The organism is Pedobacter petrophilus, from assembly GCF_009674725.1.
Classification (GTDB): domain Bacteria; phylum Bacteroidota; class Bacteroidia; order Sphingobacteriales; family Sphingobacteriaceae; genus Pedobacter; species Pedobacter petrophilus.
The window spans coordinates 17,013-40,575 of the sequence record NZ_WKKH01000022.1 but is presented as its reverse complement, the minus strand read 5'-3'; the positions used below and the strand labels follow the sequence as shown (position 1 = coordinate 40,575).

The 23,563-nt window shown below is 39.3% G+C and carries 17 protein-coding genes; 9 read left to right on the top strand and 8 right to left on the bottom strand.

Features of this window, described 5'->3' with window-relative positions:
* The first annotated feature begins 2 nt into the window (after nucleotides 1–2).
* The 5 genes from GJU39_RS14245 to GJU39_RS14225 all read left to right on the top strand — a co-directional run bounded on the left by GJU39_RS14245 (nucleotide 3) and on the right by GJU39_RS14225 (nucleotide 6,680).
* Nucleotides 3–1,436: a SusD/RagB family nutrient-binding outer membrane lipoprotein gene (locus tag GJU39_RS14245; RefSeq protein ID WP_154281548.1), complete on the top strand. Its 1,434-nt coding sequence runs from the start codon at nucleotides 3–5 to the stop codon at nucleotides 1,434–1,436.
* A 200-nt stretch (nucleotides 1,437–1,636) separates the two neighbouring features.
* Complete coding sequence (locus GJU39_RS14240) at nucleotides 1,637–2,299, top strand: GDSL-type esterase/lipase family protein (RefSeq protein WP_154281546.1); 663 nt, start codon at nucleotides 1,637–1,639, stop codon at nucleotides 2,297–2,299.
* Nucleotides 2,300–2,539: 240 nt separating this feature from the next.
* Nucleotides 2,540–4,864 (top strand): TonB-dependent receptor, encoded by a 2,325-nt coding sequence (locus GJU39_RS14235; RefSeq protein WP_154281544.1) that lies wholly within the window; start codon nucleotides 2,540–2,542, stop codon nucleotides 4,862–4,864.
* A 3-nt stretch (nucleotides 4,865–4,867) separates the two neighbouring features.
* Entirely contained in the window at nucleotides 4,868–5,668 is an 801-nt protein-coding gene (locus GJU39_RS14230; RefSeq protein WP_154281542.1) for a DUF4249 domain-containing protein, read from the top strand.
* Nucleotides 5,669–5,720: 52 nt separating this feature from the next.
* Nucleotides 5,721–6,680, top strand: a complete 960-nt coding sequence (locus GJU39_RS14225; RefSeq protein ID WP_154281540.1) for a 2-hydroxyacid dehydrogenase — start codon at nucleotides 5,721–5,723, stop codon at nucleotides 6,678–6,680.
* A 171-nt stretch (nucleotides 6,681–6,851) separates the two neighbouring features.
* Here the strand turns inward: GJU39_RS14225 and GJU39_RS14220 are convergent, their stop codons facing one another.
* The 6 genes from GJU39_RS14220 to mutL all read right to left on the bottom strand — a co-directional run bounded on the left by GJU39_RS14220 (nucleotide 6,852) and on the right by mutL (nucleotide 15,339).
* Nucleotides 6,852–9,578 (bottom strand): carboxypeptidase regulatory-like domain-containing protein, encoded by a 2,727-nt coding sequence (locus GJU39_RS14220; protein WP_154281538.1) that lies wholly within the window; start codon nucleotides 9,576–9,578, stop codon nucleotides 6,852–6,854.
* Between the two features lie 279 nt (nucleotides 9,579–9,857).
* The gene (locus GJU39_RS14215) at nucleotides 9,858–10,490 is read right to left on the bottom strand and encodes an NAD(P)H-dependent oxidoreductase (protein WP_154281537.1); all 633 of its coding nucleotides are present in this window, start codon (nucleotides 10,488–10,490) and stop codon (nucleotides 9,858–9,860) included.
* Nucleotides 10,491–10,594: 104 nt separating this feature from the next.
* Nucleotides 10,595–11,719, bottom strand: coding sequence for an endonuclease/exonuclease/phosphatase family protein (locus GJU39_RS14210; protein ID WP_154281536.1), 1,125 nt, complete (start codon nucleotides 11,717–11,719; stop codon nucleotides 10,595–10,597).
* Nucleotides 11,719–12,573, bottom strand: coding sequence for a rhomboid family intramembrane serine protease (locus GJU39_RS14205; protein WP_154281535.1), 855 nt, complete (start codon nucleotides 12,571–12,573; stop codon nucleotides 11,719–11,721). Before GJU39_RS14205 ends, GJU39_RS14210 begins: the two co-directional genes overlap by 1 nt.
* A complete protein-coding gene (locus GJU39_RS14200; RefSeq protein ID WP_154281534.1) occupies nucleotides 12,566–13,306 on the bottom strand; it encodes a rhomboid family intramembrane serine protease in 741 nt (246 codons plus the stop codon). The genes GJU39_RS14205 and GJU39_RS14200 overlap by 8 nt, the downstream gene beginning before the upstream one ends.
* A 194-nt stretch (nucleotides 13,307–13,500) precedes the next feature.
* Nucleotides 13,501–15,339: a DNA mismatch repair endonuclease MutL gene (gene mutL / locus GJU39_RS14195; RefSeq protein WP_154281533.1), complete on the bottom strand. Its 1,839-nt coding sequence runs from the start codon at nucleotides 15,337–15,339 to the stop codon at nucleotides 13,501–13,503.
* Between the two features lie 234 nt (nucleotides 15,340–15,573).
* Here mutL and GJU39_RS14190 point away from each other — a divergent pair, with 234 nt between their 5' ends.
* The gene (locus tag GJU39_RS14190) at nucleotides 15,574–17,208 is read left to right on the top strand and encodes an amidohydrolase (RefSeq protein WP_154281531.1); all 1,635 of its coding nucleotides are present in this window, start codon (nucleotides 15,574–15,576) and stop codon (nucleotides 17,206–17,208) included.
* Nucleotides 17,195–19,027 (top strand): serine hydrolase domain-containing protein, encoded by a 1,833-nt coding sequence (locus GJU39_RS14185; RefSeq protein WP_154281530.1) that lies wholly within the window; start codon nucleotides 17,195–17,197, stop codon nucleotides 19,025–19,027. Before GJU39_RS14190 ends, GJU39_RS14185 begins: the two co-directional genes overlap by 14 nt.
* 135 nt (nucleotides 19,028–19,162) lie before the next feature.
* On the opposite strand, the gene GJU39_RS14180 is transcribed toward GJU39_RS14185, so the two are convergent.
* Complete coding sequence (locus tag GJU39_RS14180; protein ID WP_154281529.1) at nucleotides 19,163–20,005, bottom strand: DUF6929 family protein; 843 nt, start codon at nucleotides 20,003–20,005, stop codon at nucleotides 19,163–19,165.
* Between the two features lie 113 nt (nucleotides 20,006–20,118).
* Nucleotides 20,119–21,081: an isopenicillin N synthase family dioxygenase gene (locus tag GJU39_RS14175; protein ID WP_154281528.1), complete on the bottom strand. Its 963-nt coding sequence runs from the start codon at nucleotides 21,079–21,081 to the stop codon at nucleotides 20,119–20,121.
* A gap of 242 nt (nucleotides 21,082–21,323) precedes the next feature.
* Here GJU39_RS14175 and msrA point away from each other — a divergent pair, with 242 nt between their 5' ends.
* Complete coding sequence (gene msrA, locus GJU39_RS14170) at nucleotides 21,324–21,923, top strand: peptide-methionine (S)-S-oxide reductase MsrA (RefSeq protein ID WP_154281527.1); 600 nt, start codon at nucleotides 21,324–21,326, stop codon at nucleotides 21,921–21,923.
* 173 nt (nucleotides 21,924–22,096) lie between these two features.
* Entirely contained in the window at nucleotides 22,097–23,557 is a 1,461-nt protein-coding gene (cysS, locus tag GJU39_RS14165; protein ID WP_154281526.1) for a cysteine--tRNA ligase, read from the top strand.
* The last annotated feature ends 6 nt before the right edge of the window (nucleotides 23,558–23,563 follow it).

The following is a 23,563-nucleotide window of genomic DNA, read 5'->3' as shown; positions in this document are numbered from 1 at the left end:
TCATGAAAAATAATATCCTATATACCTTTATTTTACTTTCGCTGGTTGCTGCATCCTGCCGTAAAGAGCTGGATGATGTTAATATCAATCCAAATGCTACGGAAAATGCACAGCCGGATTACCTGCTAACTGCAGCAATTAAAAACACTGCTGATGCCTATTGGGGAACAACCAATAACATGAATTCCAGTTTGCTCTTTGTGCAACAGTGGGCTAAAGTGCAGTATACCGAAGAAGATCGTTTTATTTACAGTAATAGCAGTTTCACTTCACTGTGGTCTACCTTATATTCTACGAGCATTACAGGCTTAAATAAAGTGATCGAAATTGGCAATACCACTAATAATCCAAACTACAGAGGTGTGGCTTTGACGTTAAGATCCTGGTCTTTTTTATTGCTGACTGATGCTTATGGAGATGTTCCATACAGCCAGGCCGGGAAAATAAATGAATTTATAACGCCTGCTTATGATAAACAAAAGGACGTTTATTATGGAATACTGGAAGATTTAAAAACGGCAAATAGTGTTTTAAATCCAGCTGGAACAGCCATCAGTGGCGATATTATCTATAATGGCGACATTGCAAAGTGGAAGAAATTTGCAAACTCATTGCGGTTAAGAGTTGCCCTTCGCATTGCGGATAGGGAACCAGCGAAAGCACAACAGGTTTTAGATAAAATAAAAAGTGAGGGTGGTAGTTACATCAGTGCAAATGCAGATATTGCCCAATTGATTTACCAGGTTTCGCCGCAACAGAACCCGGTAAGCGCACAGTTTGATACCAGGGATGATTACCGGATTAGTAAAACGATTGTAGATAAACTATTCAGCCTGAGTGATCCGCGTTTACCCGTTTACGCAAGCAAAACGCAAACAGCTACACCAGAAGAATATGTAGGATTGCCGAATGGTTTAACCAATTCTGAAGCCAGTAACTTTGGTTTTGCGAAGACATCAAGACCAGGCGCTTATTTTCTGACACCTCAGTCGCCTGCGGTAATTTTTAGCTATGCAGAATTATTGTTTGACCGGGCAGAGGCAGCAGCGCGCGGTTTGACGGCAGAAAATGCCGCTGATTTATATAATCAAGGCATCGCAGCTTCATTGAAGCAGTTTGGCATTTCCGATGCATTAATTGCTAACTATACAGCTCAGAGAGCTGTCCAATATGATCCTTCCAATTATAAAAAATCAATTGGCGAACAAAAATGGCTGGCACTTTTTGGTCAGGGTTTAGAAGCATGGGCAGAAAGACGCAGACTTGATTACCCGGAACTTACGGCATCAGCAAACACCGTGTTAAACGGACAGATTCCGGTTCGCTTTATTTATCCTGGCACAGAACAATCTTTAAACGGGCAGAGCTACCGAAATGCAGTAGCAAGCCAGGGAACAGATTTGCTAACAACCAGATTATGGTTTGATGTGAAATAAAATTTAAGGATTAAACATGATTAAATACTGATAATTTGAATCGGTTGGTGTACTACCAACCGATTTTTTGTTTTAAACTTCAATGGATTAAGCTGTATTTGAATTTGTGTTTAACAAACTATTCAATCCGTTACAGACTTTTTTAAGCATTTTTTAATGATGATGACTACCTTGTATCTTTTTACATCAAAAATCAAAGTATGAAAAAGATATTTGTCGCCATTGTATGTTCGATATTCTTATTTATAAATGCTTCTGCCCAAAACAAACCCGCTTTCTGGGAAGATGTGCAAACGATCAAGAAATATGATCAGATGTACAAACCTCCTGTAAATCCGATATTGTTTGTAGGGAGTTCTTCTATCCGTAAATGGGACGATTTAATCCAGGTTTTTGCCAAATATAATGTGCTAAACCGGGGGATTGGTGGTGCGGTAACCAACGATATTACGTTTTATTTAAATGATGTTGTTTTTCCCTATCAACCCCGTCAAATAGTGCTTTATGTTGGAGAGAATGATCTTCCGAATGCACAGACTACACCAGATTCAGTATTAAACAGAACGGTGAATCTTTATAAATCCATCAGGGCGAAATTGCCAAATGTTCCTGTCATTTATATTTCTATTAAACCTAGCCCAAGCAGAGATGCGTTTAAAGAAAAAGCAATGGCTTCGAATGCCTTAATTAAAGCTTTTCTCTCTAAAGAAGCCAATACTAAATATGTTGATGTGTACAGCCTGATGCTAACCAAAGATGAAAAACTTCGGCCGGAACTTTTCTTAGAAGATATGTTGCATATGAATGCGGCGGGTTATGCCATCTGGAGAAAAGCCGTTGAACCTCATTTGTTGAAAAAATAGTTCTAAATGCTTCGCTATGGGCACTTTGTCTCCTCGTTGAATAGGGGGATGCAAACATGTTCGCTGTAAAATAGATGCAGGTTTTATCCGCTTTGCTATAGCCACCCCGTCTCCCCGCCGGCGGGGAACTAAAGGAGCTGATTCTCTCTCACAATTATACCTTCTGACACGAAATTCGTCATGACTACATCATTTTGTATTTCGTACATTTAGCGTCTCATGTTAAAAGTTGCAGCCTATATGTCAATAAAATTTTACTTGTTTTTTTTGTTGCTATTTCTAACCAGTTTTGCTGTTCATGCTCAAACCAAATTCACACTAAGTGGCACCATTCGCGATGCAAGTTCCGGCGAAACGCTCATTGGTGCAACCATTAAAATCACTGGTTCAGCAACTTCCGGTACCCTAACTAACGGATATGGCTATTTTGCCTTAACTCAGGTTCAGGGAATGTACACGGTTACCATAAGTTATACGGGCTATGTTCCAATCACTAAAAGTATCGACTTAAATAAAGATACTAAGCTGAATGAGGAACTGAAAACAGCAAATGACCTTGCTGAAGTAACCGTGAGTGCCAATAACAGAAAAAATGAAAACGTTAAAAGCGCACAAATGGGATTGGAAAGGATCGATATGGAATCTTTAAATGCTATTCCCGTTTTATTGGGTGAGAAAGATGTGTTAAAAACCATTCAATTGCTGCCAGGGGTGAAATCTGGTGGAGAAGGAAACACGGGTTTTTATGTTCGTGGTGGCGCGGCCGATCAGAATTTAATAATTCTTGATGAAGCAGTAGTTTATAATTCATCGCACTTACTGGGTTTCTTTTCTACTTTTAATGCAGATGCCATCAAAGATGTAAGTCTTTATAAAGGTGGAATGCCTGCGCAGTATGGCGGTCGTTTATCCTCTGTTTTAGATGTTAAAATGGATGATGGAAATAATAAAGAGTTTAAATTTCAGGGTGGAATTGGTTTGATTGCCTCACGGTTTAAAGCCGAAGGACCAATTGTAAAAGATAAGGGTTCGTTTATGGTGAGCTTTAGGAGAACTTATATCGACCTGTTTTTACGCGCCTCCCCAGACTCTTCTATCAACGGCAGTACGTTAAATTTTTATGACATCAACGCCAAGGCTAACTACAAAATCAACGATAAAAATACCATTTATATTTCCGGCTATTTCGGGAAGGATAATATCGGGATTAAAGACCTTTTTGAGAATAATTGGGGTAATGTTACCACCACCATTCGCTTAAATCATATTTTTAACGACAGGTTGTTTTCTAACACTTCACTTATCTACAACAATTACAATTATACTGTTCAGTTGCTAAATGATGTCACCAACTTTAAGGCTACTTCTTTGGTGCGCGACTTCAATTTTAAGGAAGATTTTCAATACTTCAGCAATAAACATACGCTCAGGTTTGGCTTAAATGCCACTCATCACCGCATTTCGCCAATTGATATTACAACCAGTCAGGCATCCCAGGTTAATCCACTAACACAAGAAAAAAGGTACGGTTTGGAAAGTGCGGCTTATGTATCTGATGAATGGGCGGCGACTGAAAAACTTAACTTTTTATACGGGGTTCGATTCGCAGCCTTTTCGCTTTTAGGTCCTGGTCATTTTAGTGAGTATGATGTAAACGGCAACATTACCAGTACGGAAACTGTAGGCAACGGAAAATTCCATAAGAACTATTTTAATCTGGAGCCTCGTTTTTCTGTTAGTTATTTATTCAATGAGCAAAATTCCGTAAAAGCTTCCTACAACCGAAACACCCAGAACATTCATATTTTAACAAATGCAACATCTAGTTCGCCTACGGATCAATATGTGTTGAGCAGCAATAACATTAAACCAGAAATTGCAGATCAGGTAGCGCTGGGGTATTTTAAAAACCTGGATGAAAATAAATATGAACTCTCGGGTGAGGTCTACTACAAATGGCTTCAAAATCAAATCGATTATAAAAATGCAGCACAACTGCTGGCCAATTCTAATATAGAATCAGAATTGCTTTATGGAATAGGCCGGGCCTATGGTTTGGAATTGTTCTTTAAAAAGAAATTCGGGAAGCTTAATGGATGGGTAGGCTATACCTTATCTAAAACCGAGCGCAAATTTGCACAGTTGAATAATGGAAACTATTTTCCGGCGAGGCAAGATCGTACACATGATATAGCTGTAGTGGGTATTTATAACCTCAATAAGCGTTGGACGTTTTCTTCAAGTTTTATCTACAGCACAGGAAATGCAGTTACTTTTCCGGCAGGTAAATATGTTGTTGGCGGGCAAACCATTTACTACTATACCGAAAGGAATGCCGGTAGAATGCCTTATAACATGCGTTTGGATTTGAGTGCAACGCTTGAAGGAAAACGCAGGGGCAGGTTCCAGTCAAGCTGGAATTTTGGTGTTTATAATGCCCTGGCCAGAAAGAATCCTTATTCAATCGAGTTTATAAATGATCCGGCAAACCCTGGTAAAACGGCTGCCGAGCAAACCTCCCTTTTTGGAATGATTCCTTCAGTTACCTGGAATTTTAAATTTTAAATCATGAAAAGACTTTTTATTTACCTGATGATTGCCACTGTCGGCCTTACTTCTTGTACGAAAATCATTGAAATAGATACCAAAAATGCCGAAGCACAGATCGTTATCGAAGGGAGAATTGTAGATAGGTTAATTGAACAGCAAATTATCATCACTAAAACTGTTGGTTATGATGAAGTGGGGGTTTATCCAAAAGTACCTGGCGCAACTGTAAAAGTGACCGATAGCCGGGGCAATAATTATATTTTTACAGAGAAAACACCTGGTGTTTATGTGAATAGAATGAGAGGGGTTTCTGGAGTTACTTACACTATGGATGTTATGGCAGAAGGGAAAAACTATCAGGCCAGCTCAAAAATGCCAAATTTTGTAAAGCTGGATTCCATAGGCGTGATCAGTAATTCTTTCTTTGGAGAAGAGCGTAAAACGGCTGCGGCTTTTCTGGTTGATCCTGCAAAGGAGAGTAATGCTTACCGTTTCAACCTATATGTGAATGGTGTCTTTTTTGATCGGATTTATGTAAATAATGATCGCTTAACCAATGGGAATAACCTGCGGATTCAATTGTTTTATGAAGCCAATGATGATGATGACGAAGGCTTAAAAAGCGGAGACAGTTTTAGCATTGAAATGGAAGGAATTGATTCGAATATTTTCGATTACTGGTATGTGCTGAGTCAGCAGGATGGAAGAGGTCCTAATCAGGGTACAACGCCTTCAAACCCTCCATCAAACATTTCGAATGGAGCATTGGGTTATTTTAGCGCAAACACTTTGCAAAGGATTAACGCCACAGTAAGATAGTAATGATTTCAAAATATTAAAACTCCTGAAAAGGTTCCTTGTTTTTAAAAGTATGAAAGTATTTATAAGCGGTAATATTGCACAGGTGGGCTTAAAGCAGCTGGAAGAAAATCACATCGAAATCACCCAATGGCAGGAAGACAGACAAATTTCTGCTGATGAGTTAACCGAGGCTTGTCAGGATCAGGATGCCTTGGTAAGTGTTGGTCCTAATAAAATTGATTCAAAATTTTTGAATGCCTGCAAACATTTAAAGGTAATTGCACTTCATTCGGTAGGCTTTGATCAGGTTGATGTGGAGGAAGCCAGAAAGTTAAGCATCCCGGTGGGCAATACTCCTGGTGTACTTAGTGGGGCCACGGCTGATACTGCATTTTTATTGATGCTGGCGGTTTCCAGAAAGGCATTTTACCTGCATAAAAAAATCATTAAAGGCGACTGGCAGAATTACGAGCCTACACCAGAGTTGGGAATCGAATTAAATGGCAAAATCCTGGGTGTGCTGGGCTTGGGGAAAATTGGTTTGGAAATGGCAAAAAAATGTGCCGGAGCTTTCCAGATGCCTGTGATTTACCATAACCGATCCCGTAATGAGGATGCTGAACAAGAAGTTGATGCTAAATATGTTTCTTTTGATGAACTATTGGAGCAGAGCGATGTGATTTCTGTGCATACGGCATTGACAGAGGAAACCAAGGATAAGTTTTCGATGGAGGCATTTAAAAAGATGAAGCCGAAATCTATATTTATAAATACTGCCAGGGGAGGGATTCATAACGAGAAAGACCTGATTCAAGCCCTGGAGGAAAAGATTATCTGGGGCGCTGGTTTGGATGTGACCAATCCGGAACCGATGAAAAAAGATAACCCTTTGTTAAATATGGATAATGTTGCCGTGTTGCCTCACATAGGCTCTGCGACAGAAGAAACGCGTGATGCAATGGCGAAGCTTATTGCCGAAAACATTATTGCTGGGCTGGAGGGTGAAAAATTGCCTTATCCGATTTGGTAAGCAGTCTAACTTCCTTCAAAATTTAATTATAGTTTACTTAAATTCTACAAGAGAAAGTTAACCACCCTTCTCCCTCCAAACTGGTAGAAGCGTTGGAAAAGTGCTATATCAGATAAAAATAAAAGGCTCAAATGCGTCTGCACCTGAGCCTTTTAACATAAACAATGATATCTATTTAACCGTGTACCGCAACACAGCCCTGCCTAAGTTTCCATTGGCATCTATGCCCTCAATAACTACTTTGTATTGTCCTTTCCCATCAGCATTATAGAATTCGAAAGAAGAATTTCCTGTCGCATCGGTAATAACTTTTGGGTTCCAGTAAATAGTGGTACGTAAATCATTTTTATTCATGTTAGCAGGAACATCGTATTTTGGCGAATAAAATTGTTTCTCTTTATTATAGCCCTGTGGAGAGAAAGTGACTTCATAATTCTTAGGAATCATATCAAGCAGTTGCGCTTTAGAAATTTTAGTTCCTTTTGGCGCTTTTTTCTGATTAAATACAATCACACCATTCACATTATTTGCACGGTTTACCAACCCCAGTTCATCCCTTAAAAAGACCTCAATTGATTCGATATTATTGGGATTTAAAGTGTTGATCTGATTTACATCTACGCTCATTCCATTAATAAAAATTCCCATCGGAATCCGTTTCCCGGCATTAAAATCTCTGGTGACATAAAAATTATTATCCTGATAGGTTACGCCTGCAAGCATGCCCTGCAAACAATTAATCAATAAGGCACAGCCCTGTAAGCGGTCGCCGGTAACTTCATGATCGGCCATCTGGCTTAAGCCAGTTAATGCAGGATAATCCTTATGGCTCACCTTTGGAATAACAGCACCTTTAATGGTTACATCCTTCAGCGTGTGTAAATAAGAATATTGTTTTTTACTATTATCCAGGTAAGTCGTTAATGCACTATCAATATTTAAAACCTCTTCTGCTGCGCTAAAATTTCGCGTTAAGCTTGGTACGGCAGATCCGTTTAAGCTAATGGCCATGGCCCTGTAATTTGGATTGTATTTTGCGGTAATGGTCACCTTAGAAGAGTCATTCAAAACCAGATTCTGAAACTTAAAATTTCCTACCGGATCAGTAGTCCCTTCCAGGTTAAAACGTTTATCAGGAATAGTTAACAACAGCTGGCCTTTCCTTACCGGAATTCCGTTGCTCATTCTTAAAATCCCCGAAACTTCAATACCTTGTTCTGGCAGGAAGCTGATTTTAGGCAAACTGCCGGCAAGAATATTGCTGTATTTAAAAGTGCGGTAACCTTGTGTGAGTAAGAGTATATCCAGATCGGTATTTTTCCTGGCATCAGGTGCATTAAAGTAATAATTGGCTTTTTCCACATAACCTTTAAGGTCGCTGCTTAACAATAAACCTGTTAAAATGGTACTGGCTGCATCGTCATTCGCCGGAACTTTCGTTTCATCAACCACAGTTACAGAGAAATTTCCTTCTACTGGCGCACCATCCTTTTTCGCAGCGACGTTCACCTTAACTTTTTTCTTCACCCCGTAAGATGGTGCTGCGGTAGTTAAGGCCACCGCCATATTGCTTTTATGTTGAATAAACGCCAGTCGTTCACTTAGTGGTTTGCCTGCATCGGTAAATAAGGTAAATTGTGCAATGCCTGACGGGAATTTGGATTTCAGAATCGTTGAGCTGTATTCTTTATTGGATAAGGCAGTTTGCGCACCGTAGCAAATTACACCTTTACTTTGTGCCACCAGGTAGAATTTTTTTCCTTTATTCTCTTCAAAAAAACCATCATTAGAAAGAATTTTTACCTGAATATTTTCTGCATCACTGTTGTCAACCGTTACTTTTATACCCTTATCTGTTACGGCAGGCAGGTTATAGGTTTCACTTGTGCCATCCACGTAAGTTACATTGGCTTTATAAGTTTTTCCATTTTCAGGCAGTAAATCAAAGGTTCCCATCCCCACATGCTGGGCGTTGAAGGCAGCCACCTGTTTGCCATCGCTATCAGTAATGGTCCCTTTCGAATTAATGCCTAAACCATCGCTCTTAATTGCTTTAATGGCAACTTTATTCGTTAATCCTGCAATTAGATTTCCTCCCTCCGGGAAAAATTGAAAGTCTTTACTTAAAATTGCATTGGCCAGCGTAAAGCTGTTGTTCACTACATCTTTATCGGTAGTATTGATGCTGGTGATCAGTTCGCCTTTTTTTAATTGATATTCTGCTTTCTGGTTGGCACTCATAGCAATGGTTAGGTAGCCATTTGCATCAGTAGTACCTCTTCCTTTTGCAATAACAGTGTAACTGGTAACCACCTGCCAGCTCACATTCCGATTGGCATATGGTTTATTACCTGGGTCTTTGAACTGTACGCGGGCATCAATTTTTTCCTGCTTATCGTTCGATGTATTTTTATAGGTGATGTGTGTTTTGACTTCTTTATCAATCGCTTCGCCAACAAAAAAGGTTTTGTTAAAAAACGCGGGACTATCAAAATTCAGCATCCACATGGTGTAAGCCCGTATATGGTAATTTCCTTGTTTATAGTTAACCTGATCCAGCGGAAAATTTCCATTTGCAACACCACCTGTAATTGGCAATTTTATGGTTTGAATGAGCGAATCTTTCTGATTAATTACATCAACATAAATGATCTTACTAATTCCTGATAAAAGATTCTGATTCTCCGTTACATAAGCTTTAAACCAAACCGTATCTGCGATGGCGTAATAGGGCTTATCAAAGTGGAGGTAAATTTTCTCCGTTGGATAGTCATTAAGTGCTTTACTGGTTTTGCTAATGAGGGTGTTGATGCTAACGGTATCGGTTTGTGCCGATGAAGAGAAGTTTATAGTGAAGAGAACGGAGAGTATTAAAAGGGATAGTCTAAAAATTTTCATGAATTGGAAATTAAATACTTAGGTTGTAAATATATCCAATTAAAAATAGAGCGCCTAAATTGTAATCATGTTTAACACTTTTTTACATAAAATACAGTTGCGGGGAAGAGCTGTCTATTTTCCAGCCATGTTGCGATTAATAGCTGGCCATTACTTATATTGAGTTTTTTGTAATGGGTAGTCTTTACAAAGAGTTGTCAGCTTTATAGGCAGGTTGCTGTAAAAGTTGACAACTCTATTGTTGATTATAAGCGCAGCGTGAAAAATTTGGCAATAACCTTATTTAAACTCAATTACAAATTCTTCTTTCGGTGTACGAACCTTTTTAAGGTTTGCCAACCAATCGCCATTTTCATCTCTGTGTCCCAGTGGCAATAGGGTTACGCTTTTTAAGCCTTTTTTATCCAAACCTAAAAGCTCATCCAAAGCAGGAGCATTAAAGCCTTCCATCGGTGTCGCATCTACTTTTAATAGGGCAGCTTCTGCGATAGCAACTCCAAAAGCAAGATATGCCTGTTTGGCAGCATGCTGGAAGTTTTCATCAGCAGATTTTGACAATAACATTCCTTTTAACTGTGTTTTATACGCATCAGTGGTATCCAAAGGCAAACCACGTTCAGTGTTCATTCTATCAAACACTTTGTCAATGCCTTCGTCTGTATATTTTTCTTGCGCAGCAAAAACCAATAGGTGAGAAGAATCTATTATTTGCGATTGGTTATAAGCAATAGGGGCAATTTTTTCTTTCAATTCCTGATTCGTAATTACGATCACCCTAAATGGTTGTAAACCTGAAGATGTGGGAGCCAGGTGCGCAGCCGCTATAATTTTATCAACCTTCTCTTGTTCTACCGGTTGGCCATTCATTTTTTTAACGGCGTAGCGCCAGTTCAGTGCGTCTATTGTGCTCATGGTTTTTCGTTTTATAAAATCAAATATCTAAATTAATTCAGCTTGACTTGTTGATTTATGATAAGAAAGCGCCAATTCAGCCCTGGCGTAGGAGAAAAGGCAGATTATTTTGTTTCGGCTGTTTTAGAAATGAGTTTTAAATCGCTTCTAACCGGAAAATGATCAGATAACTTTGCTTTTTCGATTTTATAGTTAAGTACTTCTAAATCTTTTGATGTTGCAATGTAATCGATTTGAAAATTCGGGAATTTACCATTATAAGTGGTACCGAAACCAGCGCCTTTTTTAATGAAGGCATTATTTAACTTTTCTGTGATCTGAGTGACCACATAGGAGGCCGGGGTATCATTAAAATCGCCGGCAATGAGGTATGGCGTTTTGCAATTGTCCATCTCCTTTTTCATTTCATCTACCTGACTGCTCCTTTTCAAAAACGCACTTTTCAGCATGCGTAAAATCCGTTTAGATGGCTGTAGCTGGGTATTCATTTCTTTCACCTTATCCAGGTATTCATAATCCTGTTTCTCGAAAGAGATGGATTGGAAATGCACATTATAAACCCTTAACGTTTGTCCTTTAATGTCCAGATCAGTATAGATGCTCATGTTGCCCGGGAAACCCTCAACAAAAGGAATTTTACCAGAATGTTTAATCGGGAATTTAGAGAAAATGGCTAAACCAATGGCCTCATAATCATTCTTATTTGTGGGCACGAAATAAAAATGTTTGGTTTTCAAAATTGTTTTCAGGCTGTCTATGGTGTCAAAATCTCCTTTGTAACGGGTGTAAAATTCCTGGAAGCAAATAATGTCAGGGCTTTGTTCGTTTATTACCTGAAGTATTTTCTCTTTAACAGATTCATCATTTTCGCCACCATACAACTTAAAATTATGAACATTGTAAGTCATCATTCTGATGCTGTTTTCTGTTTTTACGATAGGCCCCTGGTCGCCGCTTATAGAGAAAGTAGCCCTTAATGTTTTGTAGCCATAGGCGATGACCAATATGCTGGCCAATGCAAAAATCCACTTTTTACTGATGCACCACCAGGCAATAAAAATAATATGGAGGAATAAAAAATATGGATAAGCCAAACCAAAAAAAGCGATAACAGGGTGTTGCCGTGGATCCATATTGCCCGCAACCGTTCCCATTATCAAGGCTATTACCAATATAATTGCAATTGGTAATAAAATTTTATCCAGTAAATTATACTTTTTATTTGCCATTAATCTTTGCTTGCTTTGAACAATTTTTCTTTTTCTGTCGCCGTAAGTTTATCATAACCCGAAGATGAAATTTTATCTAAGATTTCATCAATTTCTTTCTGCGAAACATCTTTGAAAACAGGTTTCTTCACGGGCGGTTTTTCGTTTTTAACGACACGCAGTTTTGGCTTACGCTCAAATAATTTACTCCAGTCACGCCCGCTTTGCAAGCTTCTCATAAAGGCAAAACCCAGAATTGCACCGCCGATATGGGCCAGATTGCCCCCTGCATTGGCAGATGATAATCCGATAAAGGAAATCAGAAAATAAGCGATTGCCACCCATTTAATCTTTACCTCGCCTATCAACATCATCATAATGGTGTAATTTGGAACCAGGGTTGCGGTAGCCACAATAACGGCCATTACAGCTGCTGAAGAACCAATAACAGTTTGACCGATAATGCCGCCTGCATAAGCAGGGAAAATGTTTAAACCTGCTATATAAATTAACGCGCCAGCGAAGCCTCCTGCAAGATAAACGAAATGGAACTGTTTGCTTTTTAAGAAATTCATAAAGATGTTTCCAAACCAGAACAGCCCAAGCATATTGAACAACAGGTGAAGAAAGCCATCATGAAAAAACATGTAGGTAAATACCGTATAGAACCGGGTTGGCAACGAAGAAACTGCTGCCGGAACACCAAAATAGTCTCTGATCCAGTCGCCAATAATAAAATCGGTTTTCCCTAAAAATAAGAATACGGAGATAATCGCAGTGATTAGAAATATAATCGCATTAATACCAATGTAAAAAAACAGTGGATTACCCGATTGAAATACCTTATACTTTAAATCTTTAAAAGTATTATTCATGATAATTGTAAAAATTTGTGTTTTTATCCTTCCATATTTTAACGAGAATGAAGCCGATTAATGCGCCGCCTAAATGTGCATAATGGGCAACAGAATCGCCTTCAAACTGACCAACGCCTAAAAACAACTCTACCAGGATATAAAAAGGGATAATGTATTTTGCTTTCACCGGTACCGGAATGAACATGATCATCAGCTCTGCATTAGGATAGAGCATGCCAAACGCCACCAGTAAACCAAATATTGCGCCAGATGCGCCAACCATTGGTGTGGTGTAGATTTCAATTAATTTGCCTAATTGTTCATTATTTAATCCCTTCACATTCGATTGAACCATGTTTGACGCAAAATCAATAGAAACAGCTCCAGGATTTACTACCGCTCCTGTAAGTTGATAAGTTTCAAATGCCTGTACACCCAGCTGTAAAGCCAAAGCGCCAAGGCCGGTGATTAAATAGAATGTTAGAAATTTCTTAGCTCCCCAACGGCTTTCCAATAACGTGCCGAAAGAATAAAGGGCAAACATGTTGAAGAAAATATGCGCCCAGCCACCATGCATAAACATGTAGGTAAGCGGCTGCCAGGGTTTTGCTAAAGGCGAATCGAAATAAAAAGCCCCAAGCGTAAAGCCTAATCTTATCCCTTTTGTTTCGAAGTATAACGTGGCTAAGAAGAATAAGATATTAATAATCAGCAGGTTTTTGACTACTGGTGGGATATATATGTTGTTCATTTATTGTTTTTCCTGTCGTTGTTCGTTGTTCGTTGTTCGTTTTTCGTTGATCGTCTATCGTTTCTTGTTGGTCGTTTGCCATTATGGCTGTCGAACATCAAGCTTTAATCTTTACACTTTCCGCTTTAGTCTTTACACTTTCCGCTTTAGTCTTTACGCTTTCCGCTTTAATCTTTTGGCTTTCCGCTTTAATCTTACTTCTCAAACTTCTTATCCAGTTCTCCTAGCGTAATGGTTTGGATCACCGGTTTTCCGCTGACGCTAAAGTTAGGCGTTTTGCAGGCAAAAAGTTCATCAATCAGGGTATTCATTTCTTCCTGTGCCAAAGCGGTGCCGGCTTTAATGGCGCTGTTTTTTGCCAAGCTTCTGGCCAGGCGATCACGCTTACTCAACTTCAATTCCTGCTGGGTGTTTTTGAAACCTTCAATTAATTGTTCAAACAATTGTGTCTCGTTAATGCTGCTGCTTCCTAAGTCAACAGGAATCCCTTCTACCACCAACGTATTTTTACCAAACTCACGTACATCGAAGCCTAAACTTTTTATATCATCCAGTAAGCTTTTGGCCAGTTCAAAATCATTGGCATTTAAGGTGATGGTTTGTGGAAACAAGCTCTGTTGCGAAGCCCCTTTTCGATCATCGAGATGTACGAGGAAACGTTCGTAAAGGATTCTTTCGTGCGCCATTTGCTGGTCGATCACCATTAAGCCCGACTTAATTTGCGAAACGATATAGCGATTGTGTAATTGCATATATTGTTTCTTCGGTGCTTCCAGTTCATTGGTATCTTCTGCGTAAATCGACGTTTGTTCTATAACCGGCTGATCGGTAATCTCATATAATGATCCCCAGTTCTTAGCGCTCGGTTTTGCATCGTAATTCCGTGGAGAAGAAGCGTAGCCGGAAACAGAACTGCTATCGCTTGCAAAGGGATTAAAATCCGGGTTGAAGTTGATGCTAGGCGGAACAATATCCTCTACCGCTTTATGCGTAATCATGTTACTGAAACCCGTTTCCTGATCAAAATCTAAAGTAGGCGCAATGTTGTATCTTCCTATGGAGCGCTTAACAGCAGATTTCAGAATGGCATAGATGGATTTTTCATCCAGATATTTAATCTCTGTTTTGGTCGGATGAACGTTTACATCAATTTTTGCCGGATCAATCTCAATAAATAAGACATACAGCGGATAGCTGTCGTCAGGCAAAAGATCTTCAAAAGCAGAACTTACGGCATGGTTTAAATAAGGATCTTTAATGAAACGGTTATTTACAAAAAAGAACTGTTCACCACGGGTTTTTTTCGCGAAAGCAGGTTTTCCAATATACCCTTTCAGGTTAATGATGGTGGTTTCCTCTTCTACGGGCACCAGCCTTTCGTTATAATTATTGCCAAAAAGATGTACAATCCGTTGTTTTAAATTCCCTTTCGGAAGGTTGAATATTTCCGTTCCATCGTGGTGTAAGCTGAAAAACACACCGGGATGTGCCAATGCAATACGCTGAAATTCATCAATAATATGACGCATTTCTACAGGATTGCTTTTTAGAAAATTTCTTCTGGCTGGTGTATTAAAGAATAAGTTTTTAATGGATATCTGTGTTCCTGCTGTGGTTGCGATGGGTTCCTGCGCAATCACCTGAGCGCCTTCTATCGAAATACAAGTACCAATTTCGTCTTCATGGCGGCGGGTTTTCATCTCTACCTGTGCAATTGCCGCGATAGAAGCCATGGCCTCGCCACGGAAACCCATGGTACGAATGGCAAATAAATCCTCTGCCTTTTTCACTTTGGAAGTAGCATGTCGTTCAAAACACATGCGCGCATCAGTCACGCTCATTCCACAACCATTATCAATAATCTGAATCAATCCTTTTCCGGCATCTTTAGCAACCAGTTGTATTTTGTCTGCGCCGGCATCAATAGCGTTTTCGAGCAGTTCTTTTACCGCCGAAGCTGGCCGTTGAACAACTTCTCCGGCAGCAATTTGGTTGGCAACAGCATCGGGCAATAAGTGGATAATATCAGTCATGTATTCTGGCAAAGTGAATTTGCTAAATTATGCAAAATAAGCTTAAATAAGGGGATTTGTTTAAAACTCAACATGTAAATGACTGTGTAAATGCGATAATATGGCTTGTCGCAGAAATGACGTAAAAATAGGGAGTGGAGTTGGATCCTACTGAGGGTTTAATTCCAGACTTTTCTCCTTGTGTAAAGCTGAATTTACAAAACCGAATGATTACAATTTTCTATCTTTATCGATATGAAACCCATCTTATATACGCTTTTTATTGCAGTGGTATTTGCCTCTTGTAGTCAAAAGGAGCAGGCCGATGTAATCGTTTACAATGCAAAAGTCTACACTGTTAATAATCAATTCGATACCGTTGAAGCTTTTGCGGTAAAGGATGGGAAGATTCTCGAATTGGGCTCGAATAAGGCTATTCAATCAAAATTTTCTGCAAAAAATGAGGTAAATGCGGATGGGAAGTCCGTTTATCCAGGATTTATTGATGCCCATGCTCATTTTTTTGGTTATGGACAAAGCTTGCAGGCAGCCGATTTGCGGGATACAAAATCCTGGAAAGAGATTCTCCAACGGCTAATCGAATTTGCAAAAACCCATCCGGGTGGCTGGTTAATTGGCAACGGCTGGGACCAGAATGATTGGGAAAATAAAGCTTTTCCCACTAATGAAGAACTATCTAAGTTGTTTCCCAACCGACCTGTTTTCCTTAATAGAGTTGACGGCCATGCGGCTATTGTAAATCAAAAGGCATTTATTGAGGCAGGCATCACCAAAGCACAAAAATTAACGGGAGGAGATATGCTAACGGAGAATGGAAAACTCACTGGCGTATTAATTGATAATGCCGTGGCTTTAGTAGAAAGTAAAATCCCTGCACCTGATGCAAAACTTGCTGAGAAGATTTTAACTGATGCCCAAACAAACTGTTTTGCTGCCGGCTTAACCACCATTGATGATTGCGGTTTACCTTATCAAACGGTAGATTTGATTCAGAAACTTCAACAGGAAAATAAGCTGAAAATGCGTTTATATGTCATGCTGGCTGATGCACCTCAGAATTATGATTACCTTTTTAAACGTGGTGCCATTAAAACGGATCGGTTAAATGTTCGTTCATTTAAGGTTTATGCCGATGGTGCGCTAGGCTCCAGGGGTGCATGTCTACTTCATCCTTATTCAGATCTGCCTGCTAAAACCGGATTTTTACTGAGCGATCAAAAGCACTTTGAAGAAGTGGCAGAGAAAATTGCCTCACACGGATTCCAAATGTGTACACATGCCATTGGCGATTCAGCCAACCGCGTAATGTTAAAAATTTACAATAAAATTTTAAAAGGCAAGAACGATAAACGCTGGCGGATTGAACATGCACAAATCGTAAATCCGAATGATTTTAATTTATTTGGCAGTGCCAGTATCATTCCGTCTGTGCAACCTACCCATGCCACTTCAGATATGTATTGGGCCACACAACGTTTAGGTGCAACCAGGTTGAAAGGTGCCTATGCCTACAGGCAATTGCTGAAACAAAACGGTTGGATCCCGCTGGGAACAGATTTTCCGGTAGAAAACATTAATCCATTATTGACGTTCTATGCTGCAACGGTGAGAGCAGACGCCAAAGGTTTTCCTAAAGGAGGCTTCCAGGTGGAGAATGCCCTAACGGCTGAAGAAGCATTGAAGGGAATGACAATCTGGGCTGCAAAGGCTAATTTTGAAGAACAGGAAAAGGGAAGCCTGGAGAAAGGAAAACTTGCAGATTTTGTAATCCTGGATCAGGATCTCTTGAAATCCTCACCACAAAATATATTAAAAACTAAAGTATTAAAAACCTACCTGAACGGAGAGAAAGTATATGAAGCGAAATAGATTAGTGATCCTGGCTGCGGCGAGTTTTTTGAATATTCTGTGTTTAATGGCTTGCGCACAGGAGCATAGCAATAATGAAAAAAAACTCTCCATCGCCAACACCATTGTCAAAACAACTGTAGTATTAAATAATCAGGATACGATTATTCCCTTAAAATCGCTTGAAAAAAAGACCATTGCTTCTGTAAGTTTGAGTTTTGCCTATAGTACCGTTTTTGATAGCCTTGCGAATAAATATGGTAAGGTAACATCTTTTACAGCTGATAGCTATCGCGATAGTGTTAACCTTAACGATCTGGAAGATGATTTGAAATACTACAATACTGTGCTGATTTCCATTGATGATCAAAATATTTTAAAAGCGAGATACATCAGTTTTATCAACAACATCAGTAAAACAAAGAAGTTGATTTTAGCCTACTTTGGAAATGGAACAGGGTTAAAGGCATTTGATTTATTAAAATCGCCCATTGTTTATACGGCACAAAATAACGCAGATGCTGCGGCATTGATTCCTCAATATATTTTTGGAGGTATTGCTGCCGGGAATAAACTCACCACTGCTTTTTCGGCACGATATACCATTGGGTCTGGATTTATTACGCCTAAAACCCGTTTGAAATATACGGTGCCCGAAGATGCCGGGTTGAATTCGAATGCTTTAACCGAAATAGACGCCATTGCTGCAGAGGCGATCAGTCAGAAGGCTACACCAGGTTTAGTGGTTTTAGTGGCTAAAGATGGTAAAGTGATTTTCAATAAGGCATATGGCACACACACCTACGACACCAATGTACCCGATCGTACCACTGATATTTTTGATTTGGCATCTGTAACGAAAATCGCAGCAACCACACCTGCTGTAATGCGTTTGGTTGAAGAAGGCAAGCTGAAACTGGATACCACCATTGGCACTTACATTGCCAAAGCCAGAACTTCCCCCATGAATAATATTCCGGTAAGGGAAGTAATGCTGCATCAGGCGGGTTTTATCCCTTATATCCCTTTTCATGATTATGTAAAAACCGGTGATTATAGCAGAGATTCATCAGCAGCTTATCCTACTAAAGTGGCCGATGATTACTACATAAAAAAAGGATTCTTTAAAGACTTTATGTGGCCGAAAATGCTGAACGCTCCCATCAGAACCCGGGGCAAATATGTGTACAGCGACATTAGCATGTATGTGATGAAAGATATTGTAGAGCACATTACCGAAGAGCCGCTTAACCAATACACTTACGAAAATTTCTATAAGCCACTTGGTATGCAAACAGCGGGCTTTTTGCCGAGAAACAGATTTAGCAAAGAGCAGATTATTCCAACAGAGCTGGATACTTATTTTAGAAAAACCTTATTAGTGGGTTATGTTCATGATCAGGGTGCTGCATTAGCAGGAGGGATATCTGGTCACGCCGGCTTATTTGCCAGTGCAAATGACCTTGCCATTCTCTATCAAATGATGTTGAATCACGGTACTTATGGCGGAACAGAATATTTCAAACCGCAAACCGTAGATACTTTTACCGCAAAGCAATCCAATGTAAGTCGCCGGGGTTTAGGCTTTGATCGCTGGGACCCTGATTCCACTAAACATTATCCGTCAAACCTGGCTTCTCCACAAACTTATGGACACACAGGTTACACCGGCACCTGTGTTTGGGTAGATCCTTCCCGCGGTTTGGTTTACATTTTCTTATCAAACAGGGTAAATCCAACGGTGAGCGACAGGCTTTCTAATCTAAAAATAAGAGGAAGAATTCAAGATGTGGTGAATAGGGCAATTGATGATTCGAAAAGTGTTGTCAACTTTAAATAGCCAGTAGGCCAGGAAGCTGACAACGCTGAAAATATAGTTTAATATAATATAAAGTTGTCAGCTTTAATAGCTATTACGCTAGAAAGTTGACAACTCTGAACCAGGGTAATCGGGGGTAACATAGAAAAAACCATCTTACAGGGTTAAACTCAACTTATAGATAGTTGTGTTTAACTCGTCAGTATCACGATCTTCGCATAGCAAAAATTCTATCCGTTTTTTCTCTTGTTTAAATAACGTAATGCCTTCGAACTTGTGTTTGCCGGGAATTTTATAGCTAAAATTGAGTTGTAAGTTTTTTGCATTAATACTCCCAATAAAGCTCCCGAGAATCTCACCGTCATGGTAGGTAGATTTGGTGTTTTCAGCAGTTGAGATGAAAAAGATCTCATTTCCTATTAGCGTAGCATCTGTAAATGATGATTCTACATGATTAATATTTGGCAATAGCAGTGTATTGAACTTAATATCTCCGGCATTAATTAAATCATTTCCTGATAAAGTAAAGATTCCATTTTTAGCTTCGTCGCCATTTCCACGGTTAAAAAGCAGCCAGTTTGTTCCGGTGAAAACAGCGCCTTCAATATTGAAATTATCAGCATTGACGCTAGAAATCGACCTCATTTTTTCGTAAGTTTTACTTAAACTTTCCTGCTTAACTTTTTTGGTTTTTAAGTCGTATTTAACCATGATACTCCTCGTAGCAGTAGAGCCAGAACCTAAAATGTAAAGGTAATTATCAATGTGACAGAGCACTTCAAAATCAGGCTTCAAATGTTTTGGGATGTTTTCATTTTCAGTAACCGTTTGATCAAACAATATTTGGATCTTCTCCAATTCATACGTGTCTACATTGTATTTATTCAAAAAGCCACTATTGTCACCAACGATGTAAAGCTGCTCATCAGCGGAGAATATCCCGGAAGCAGAACCGATTCCTTTTATTTGTCTGAAAATTTCTAAATGGGTAGAATACATGATTTAAGATAACAAAAAAGCATCAGCTTTTGGCTAATGCTTTTTATACTATTTTGACTCTAGACGCCACACTTCCGACTCCGGACTCCGGACTAAAGACTCCGGACTACAGACTACTTCTTCAATCCAATCTCTCTTAACCGTTCATCTAAATATTCACCGGCAGTCATGTCGCTGTAAACCTTAGGGTGTTCCGCATCAATGGTTGATGGCAAACTGGTTAAATCCATATCACTACGTGGGTGCAAGAAAAACGGAACAGAAAAACGAGAAGTTTTCATCAGTTCGCGAGGCGGATTCACCACCCGGTGTGTAGTCGATTTTAATTTGTTATTGGTTAAACGTTGCAGCATATCGCCTACATTCACTACAATATCAGTATGATGTGCTTTAATTGGCAACCATTCATTACTTCTCGTCAATACCTCTAAGCCATCGGCACTTGCACCAATCAATAAGGTAATCAGGTTAATATCTTCATGTGCACCAGCACGAACAGCATCATCAGGAATAACCTCAGGATTTTCGATCGGGAAGTAGTGAATTCCCCTTAAAATCGAGTTTCCATTATGAACATGTTTATCAAAATAATCAATCGGCAATTCCAGGTAAGTTGCAATTGCACGTAAAAGATGCGTGCCGTTTTCTTCCAGTTTTTTGTAGATATCGCCTGTTATTTTATTAAACTCAGGTAATTCTTCAAGCACCTCATTGTCTGGATACTGATCTTTCACCGGATCGCCATCGGTAACCTCCTGACCAATTTGCCAGAATTCTTTTAAATCAGGGGTTTTTGCACCTTTTGCAGTTTCTTTTCCGGCGCTGGTATATCCCCGCTGACCAGCAAGTTCTGGTTTTTCATATTTGCGCTTGATTTCTACCGGCAAAGTAAATGCTGCGCGAATGTTTTCGTAAAGCTTATCAATCAATTCCTGACTTAAACCATGGTTGGTAATGGTTACAAAACCTGAATCGTTAAAGGCCCGGCCCAATTCATCAGAAAATTTTTTGCGTTCTTCTTCAGTTCCATTGATATATGAACCCAAATCTAAACAAGGAATATACGGTGTAGACATGATTTTAAATTTAATGTATTACGAATTTAAAAAAGAATTGTTAATAAGTGAGATCTCGGTTCTTAAAATCAAATTATAAATCTATTAATCAGTATTTTAAGTTATTAACAACAGGATGATAAATCATGCTTTCTGGCGATTGTCATTCAAAATCCATTATTGTTTGAACAGAAACTATGCTGCTGATATTTTCGTAATATAGTGTAAGAAATGAAACCCTAAATAGTAAAGAAACAGATCATATGAAGAGGATAATTTTAGTTTTATTAACAGTTTTAAGTATCAGCCAGGCAAATGCGCAAACAAAAAAAACAGGGAAGGCAACTTTTGGAATGGGCTGTTTCTGGTGTACAGAAGCCATATTTCAAAGGCTAAAAGGGGTTACTGCGGTTAAATCCGGTTATGAAGGCGGGCAACTGGCTAACCCAACTTACGAGGAGGTTTGTACCGGTAATACGGGTCATGCCGAAGTATTGCAGATTACGTATAATCCGATGGAGATTTCTTATGATGAATTACTGGAAGTTTTCTGGAAAAGTCATGATCCTACAACTTTAAACCGCCAGGGTGCAGATACGGGAACACAATACCGTTCAGTTATTTTTTATCATACACCACAACAAAAAGCTTTAGCAGATAAATACAAGGCAGAATTGAACAAAACCAATGCTTACGGTAAAAAGGTAGTTACTGCTATTGAAGCCGCAAAGCCATTTTATGTGGCTGAAAGCTATCACCAAAACTATTTCAACAAAAATGGCAACGAATCATATTGCAGATTAGTGATTCAGCCAAAAATTGAAAAACTGGAAAAGATTTTCAAATCTAAGTTGAAAAAGTAATTAGTTTCAGGTTCTATCGTCGTATTTAAGTTACTAACCCTGATTTGCACCATGCAGATCAGGGTTAGTAAGTTTATAAAGCCTTTCATTTAAGAATTGTCAATAAATCGCTCTGCCCATTAAACAATTCTTCATTCCTAAAACTTTCCGCTGGTAAATATTACATTTGCACTATGAATACTGGCTTACAGCTTTATAATACGCTTTCACGTAAGAAAGAACTTTTTCAACCGCTAAACCAAAACCATGTTGGGATGTACGTTTGTGGTCCGACTGTTTACAGCGATGTGCATTTGGGCAACTGCCGTACCTTTTTATCTTTTGATTTAATTTTTAGGTACCTGAAATATTTAGGTTTCAAAGTTCGCTATGTGCGAAACATTACTGATGCTGGTCACCTGGAAGGCGATCGAGACGAAGGTGATGATAAGTTTGCCAAACGTGCGAAACTGGAGCAGCTGGAGCCCATGGAAATTGTACAAAAATATACCTTAGGTTTCCATGATGTAATGCGCATGTTTAATACGCTGCCGCCAAGCATAGAACCAACCGCAACCGGGCATATTATTGAGCAGATTGAAATGATCAAAGTAATCATCGAAAATGGTTATGGCTACGAAATCGGCGGGAATGTTTATTTCGATGTAGAAAAATACAGTAAGGAATATAATTACACCATTCTCACCAACCGGAATTTGGAAGATATGCTCAACAATACCAGAGAATTGGGCGGTCAGGATGAAAAACGGGGCCGTTTAGATTTTGCGCTCTGGATTAAAGCAAAGCCAGAAACGTTAATGCAATGGCAATCGCCATGGGGTTTAGGCTTTCCGGGCTGGCACATTGAATGTTCAGCAATGAGCGCTAAATACCTGGGAGATGAATTTGATATTCATGGTGGTGGAATGGATCTTGCGGCAACGCACCATACCAACGAAATTGCACAATCTGAAGCTTGCAGTCACAAACAACCTGCCCGTTACTGGATGCATACCAATATGCTCACGGTAAACGGTACGCGAATGTCTAAATCTGCCGGAAATGGATTTCTTCCTTTGGAGTTATTTACCGGCGCTCACCCGCTTTTAAAGAAGGGATATAGCCCTATGACGGTTAAGTTCTTCATGTTACAGGCGCATTACCGCAGTACGTTAGATTTTTCGAATGATGCATTGGATGCTTCTGAGAAAGGTTTCAGGCGTTTAATGGCCGCGATTAGTTTGTTGGATAAACTTACTGTTTCTGCAGAAAGCGACTTCGACATCGAGACGATAAAAGAGAAATGTATCATCGCCATGAACGATGATTTCAATAGTCCGATTCTAATTGCCGAATTATTTGAAGCCGTGAGAATTATCAATACAGTTTACGATGGTAAAGCGAAAATTTCAGCAGAACAACTCGGAAAACTCAAGCAGTTAATCAACGATTTCGTTTTCGATATCCTCGGATTAAAAGATGAAGATGCCGGAAGCAATGATCTGAATGGTGTTTTAGATATGGTGATTGATCTTCGTACGGAGGCGAAAGCAAACAAAGATTATGCTACTTCTGATAAAATCAGAATTGGTTTACAGGAACTGGGCATCCAGTTAAAAGACAGTAAAGAAGGAACAACCTGGAGTAAGGCTTAGGCAATA

Coding starts and splice junctions, on each gene's coding strand:
- GJU39_RS14240 (WP_154281546.1), top strand. CDS start 1,637: ATGAAAAAGATATTTGTCGCCATTGTATGTTCGATATTCTTATTTATA.
- GJU39_RS14210 (WP_154281536.1), bottom strand. CDS start 11,719: ATGGCAAATAAAAAGTATAATTTACTGGATAAAATTTTATTACCAATT.
- cysS (WP_154281526.1), top strand. CDS start 22,097: ATGAATACTGGCTTACAGCTTTATAATACGCTTTCACGTAAGAAAGAA.
- GJU39_RS14185 (WP_154281530.1), top strand. CDS start 17,195: ATGAAGCGAAATAGATTAGTGATCCTGGCTGCGGCGAGTTTTTTGAAT.
- GJU39_RS14175 (WP_154281528.1), bottom strand. CDS start 21,081: ATGTCTACACCGTATATTCCTTGTTTAGATTTGGGTTCATATATCAAT.
- GJU39_RS14190 (WP_154281531.1), top strand. CDS start 15,574: ATGAAACCCATCTTATATACGCTTTTTATTGCAGTGGTATTTGCCTCT.
- GJU39_RS14200 (WP_154281534.1), bottom strand. CDS start 13,306: ATGAACAACATATATATCCCACCAGTAGTCAAAAACCTGCTGATTATT.
- GJU39_RS14225 (WP_154281540.1), top strand. CDS start 5,721: ATGAAAGTATTTATAAGCGGTAATATTGCACAGGTGGGCTTAAAGCAG.
- GJU39_RS14245 (WP_154281548.1), top strand. CDS start 3: ATGAAAAATAATATCCTATATACCTTTATTTTACTTTCGCTGGTTGCT.
- GJU39_RS14230 (WP_154281542.1), top strand. CDS start 4,868: ATGAAAAGACTTTTTATTTACCTGATGATTGCCACTGTCGGCCTTACT.
- GJU39_RS14180 (WP_154281529.1), bottom strand. CDS start 20,005: ATGTATTCTACCCATTTAGAAATTTTCAGACAAATAAAAGGAATCGGT.
- GJU39_RS14220 (WP_154281538.1), bottom strand. CDS start 9,578: ATGAAAATTTTTAGACTATCCCTTTTAATACTCTCCGTTCTCTTCACT.
- msrA (WP_154281527.1), top strand. CDS start 21,324: ATGAAGAGGATAATTTTAGTTTTATTAACAGTTTTAAGTATCAGCCAG.
- GJU39_RS14235 (WP_154281544.1), top strand. CDS start 2,540: ATGTCAATAAAATTTTACTTGTTTTTTTTGTTGCTATTTCTAACCAGT.
- GJU39_RS14215 (WP_154281537.1), bottom strand. CDS start 10,490: ATGAGCACAATAGACGCACTGAACTGGCGCTACGCCGTTAAAAAAATG.
- mutL (WP_154281533.1), bottom strand. CDS start 15,339: ATGACTGATATTATCCACTTATTGCCCGATGCTGTTGCCAACCAAATT.
- GJU39_RS14205 (WP_154281535.1), bottom strand. CDS start 12,573: ATGAATAATACTTTTAAAGATTTAAAGTATAAGGTATTTCAATCGGGT.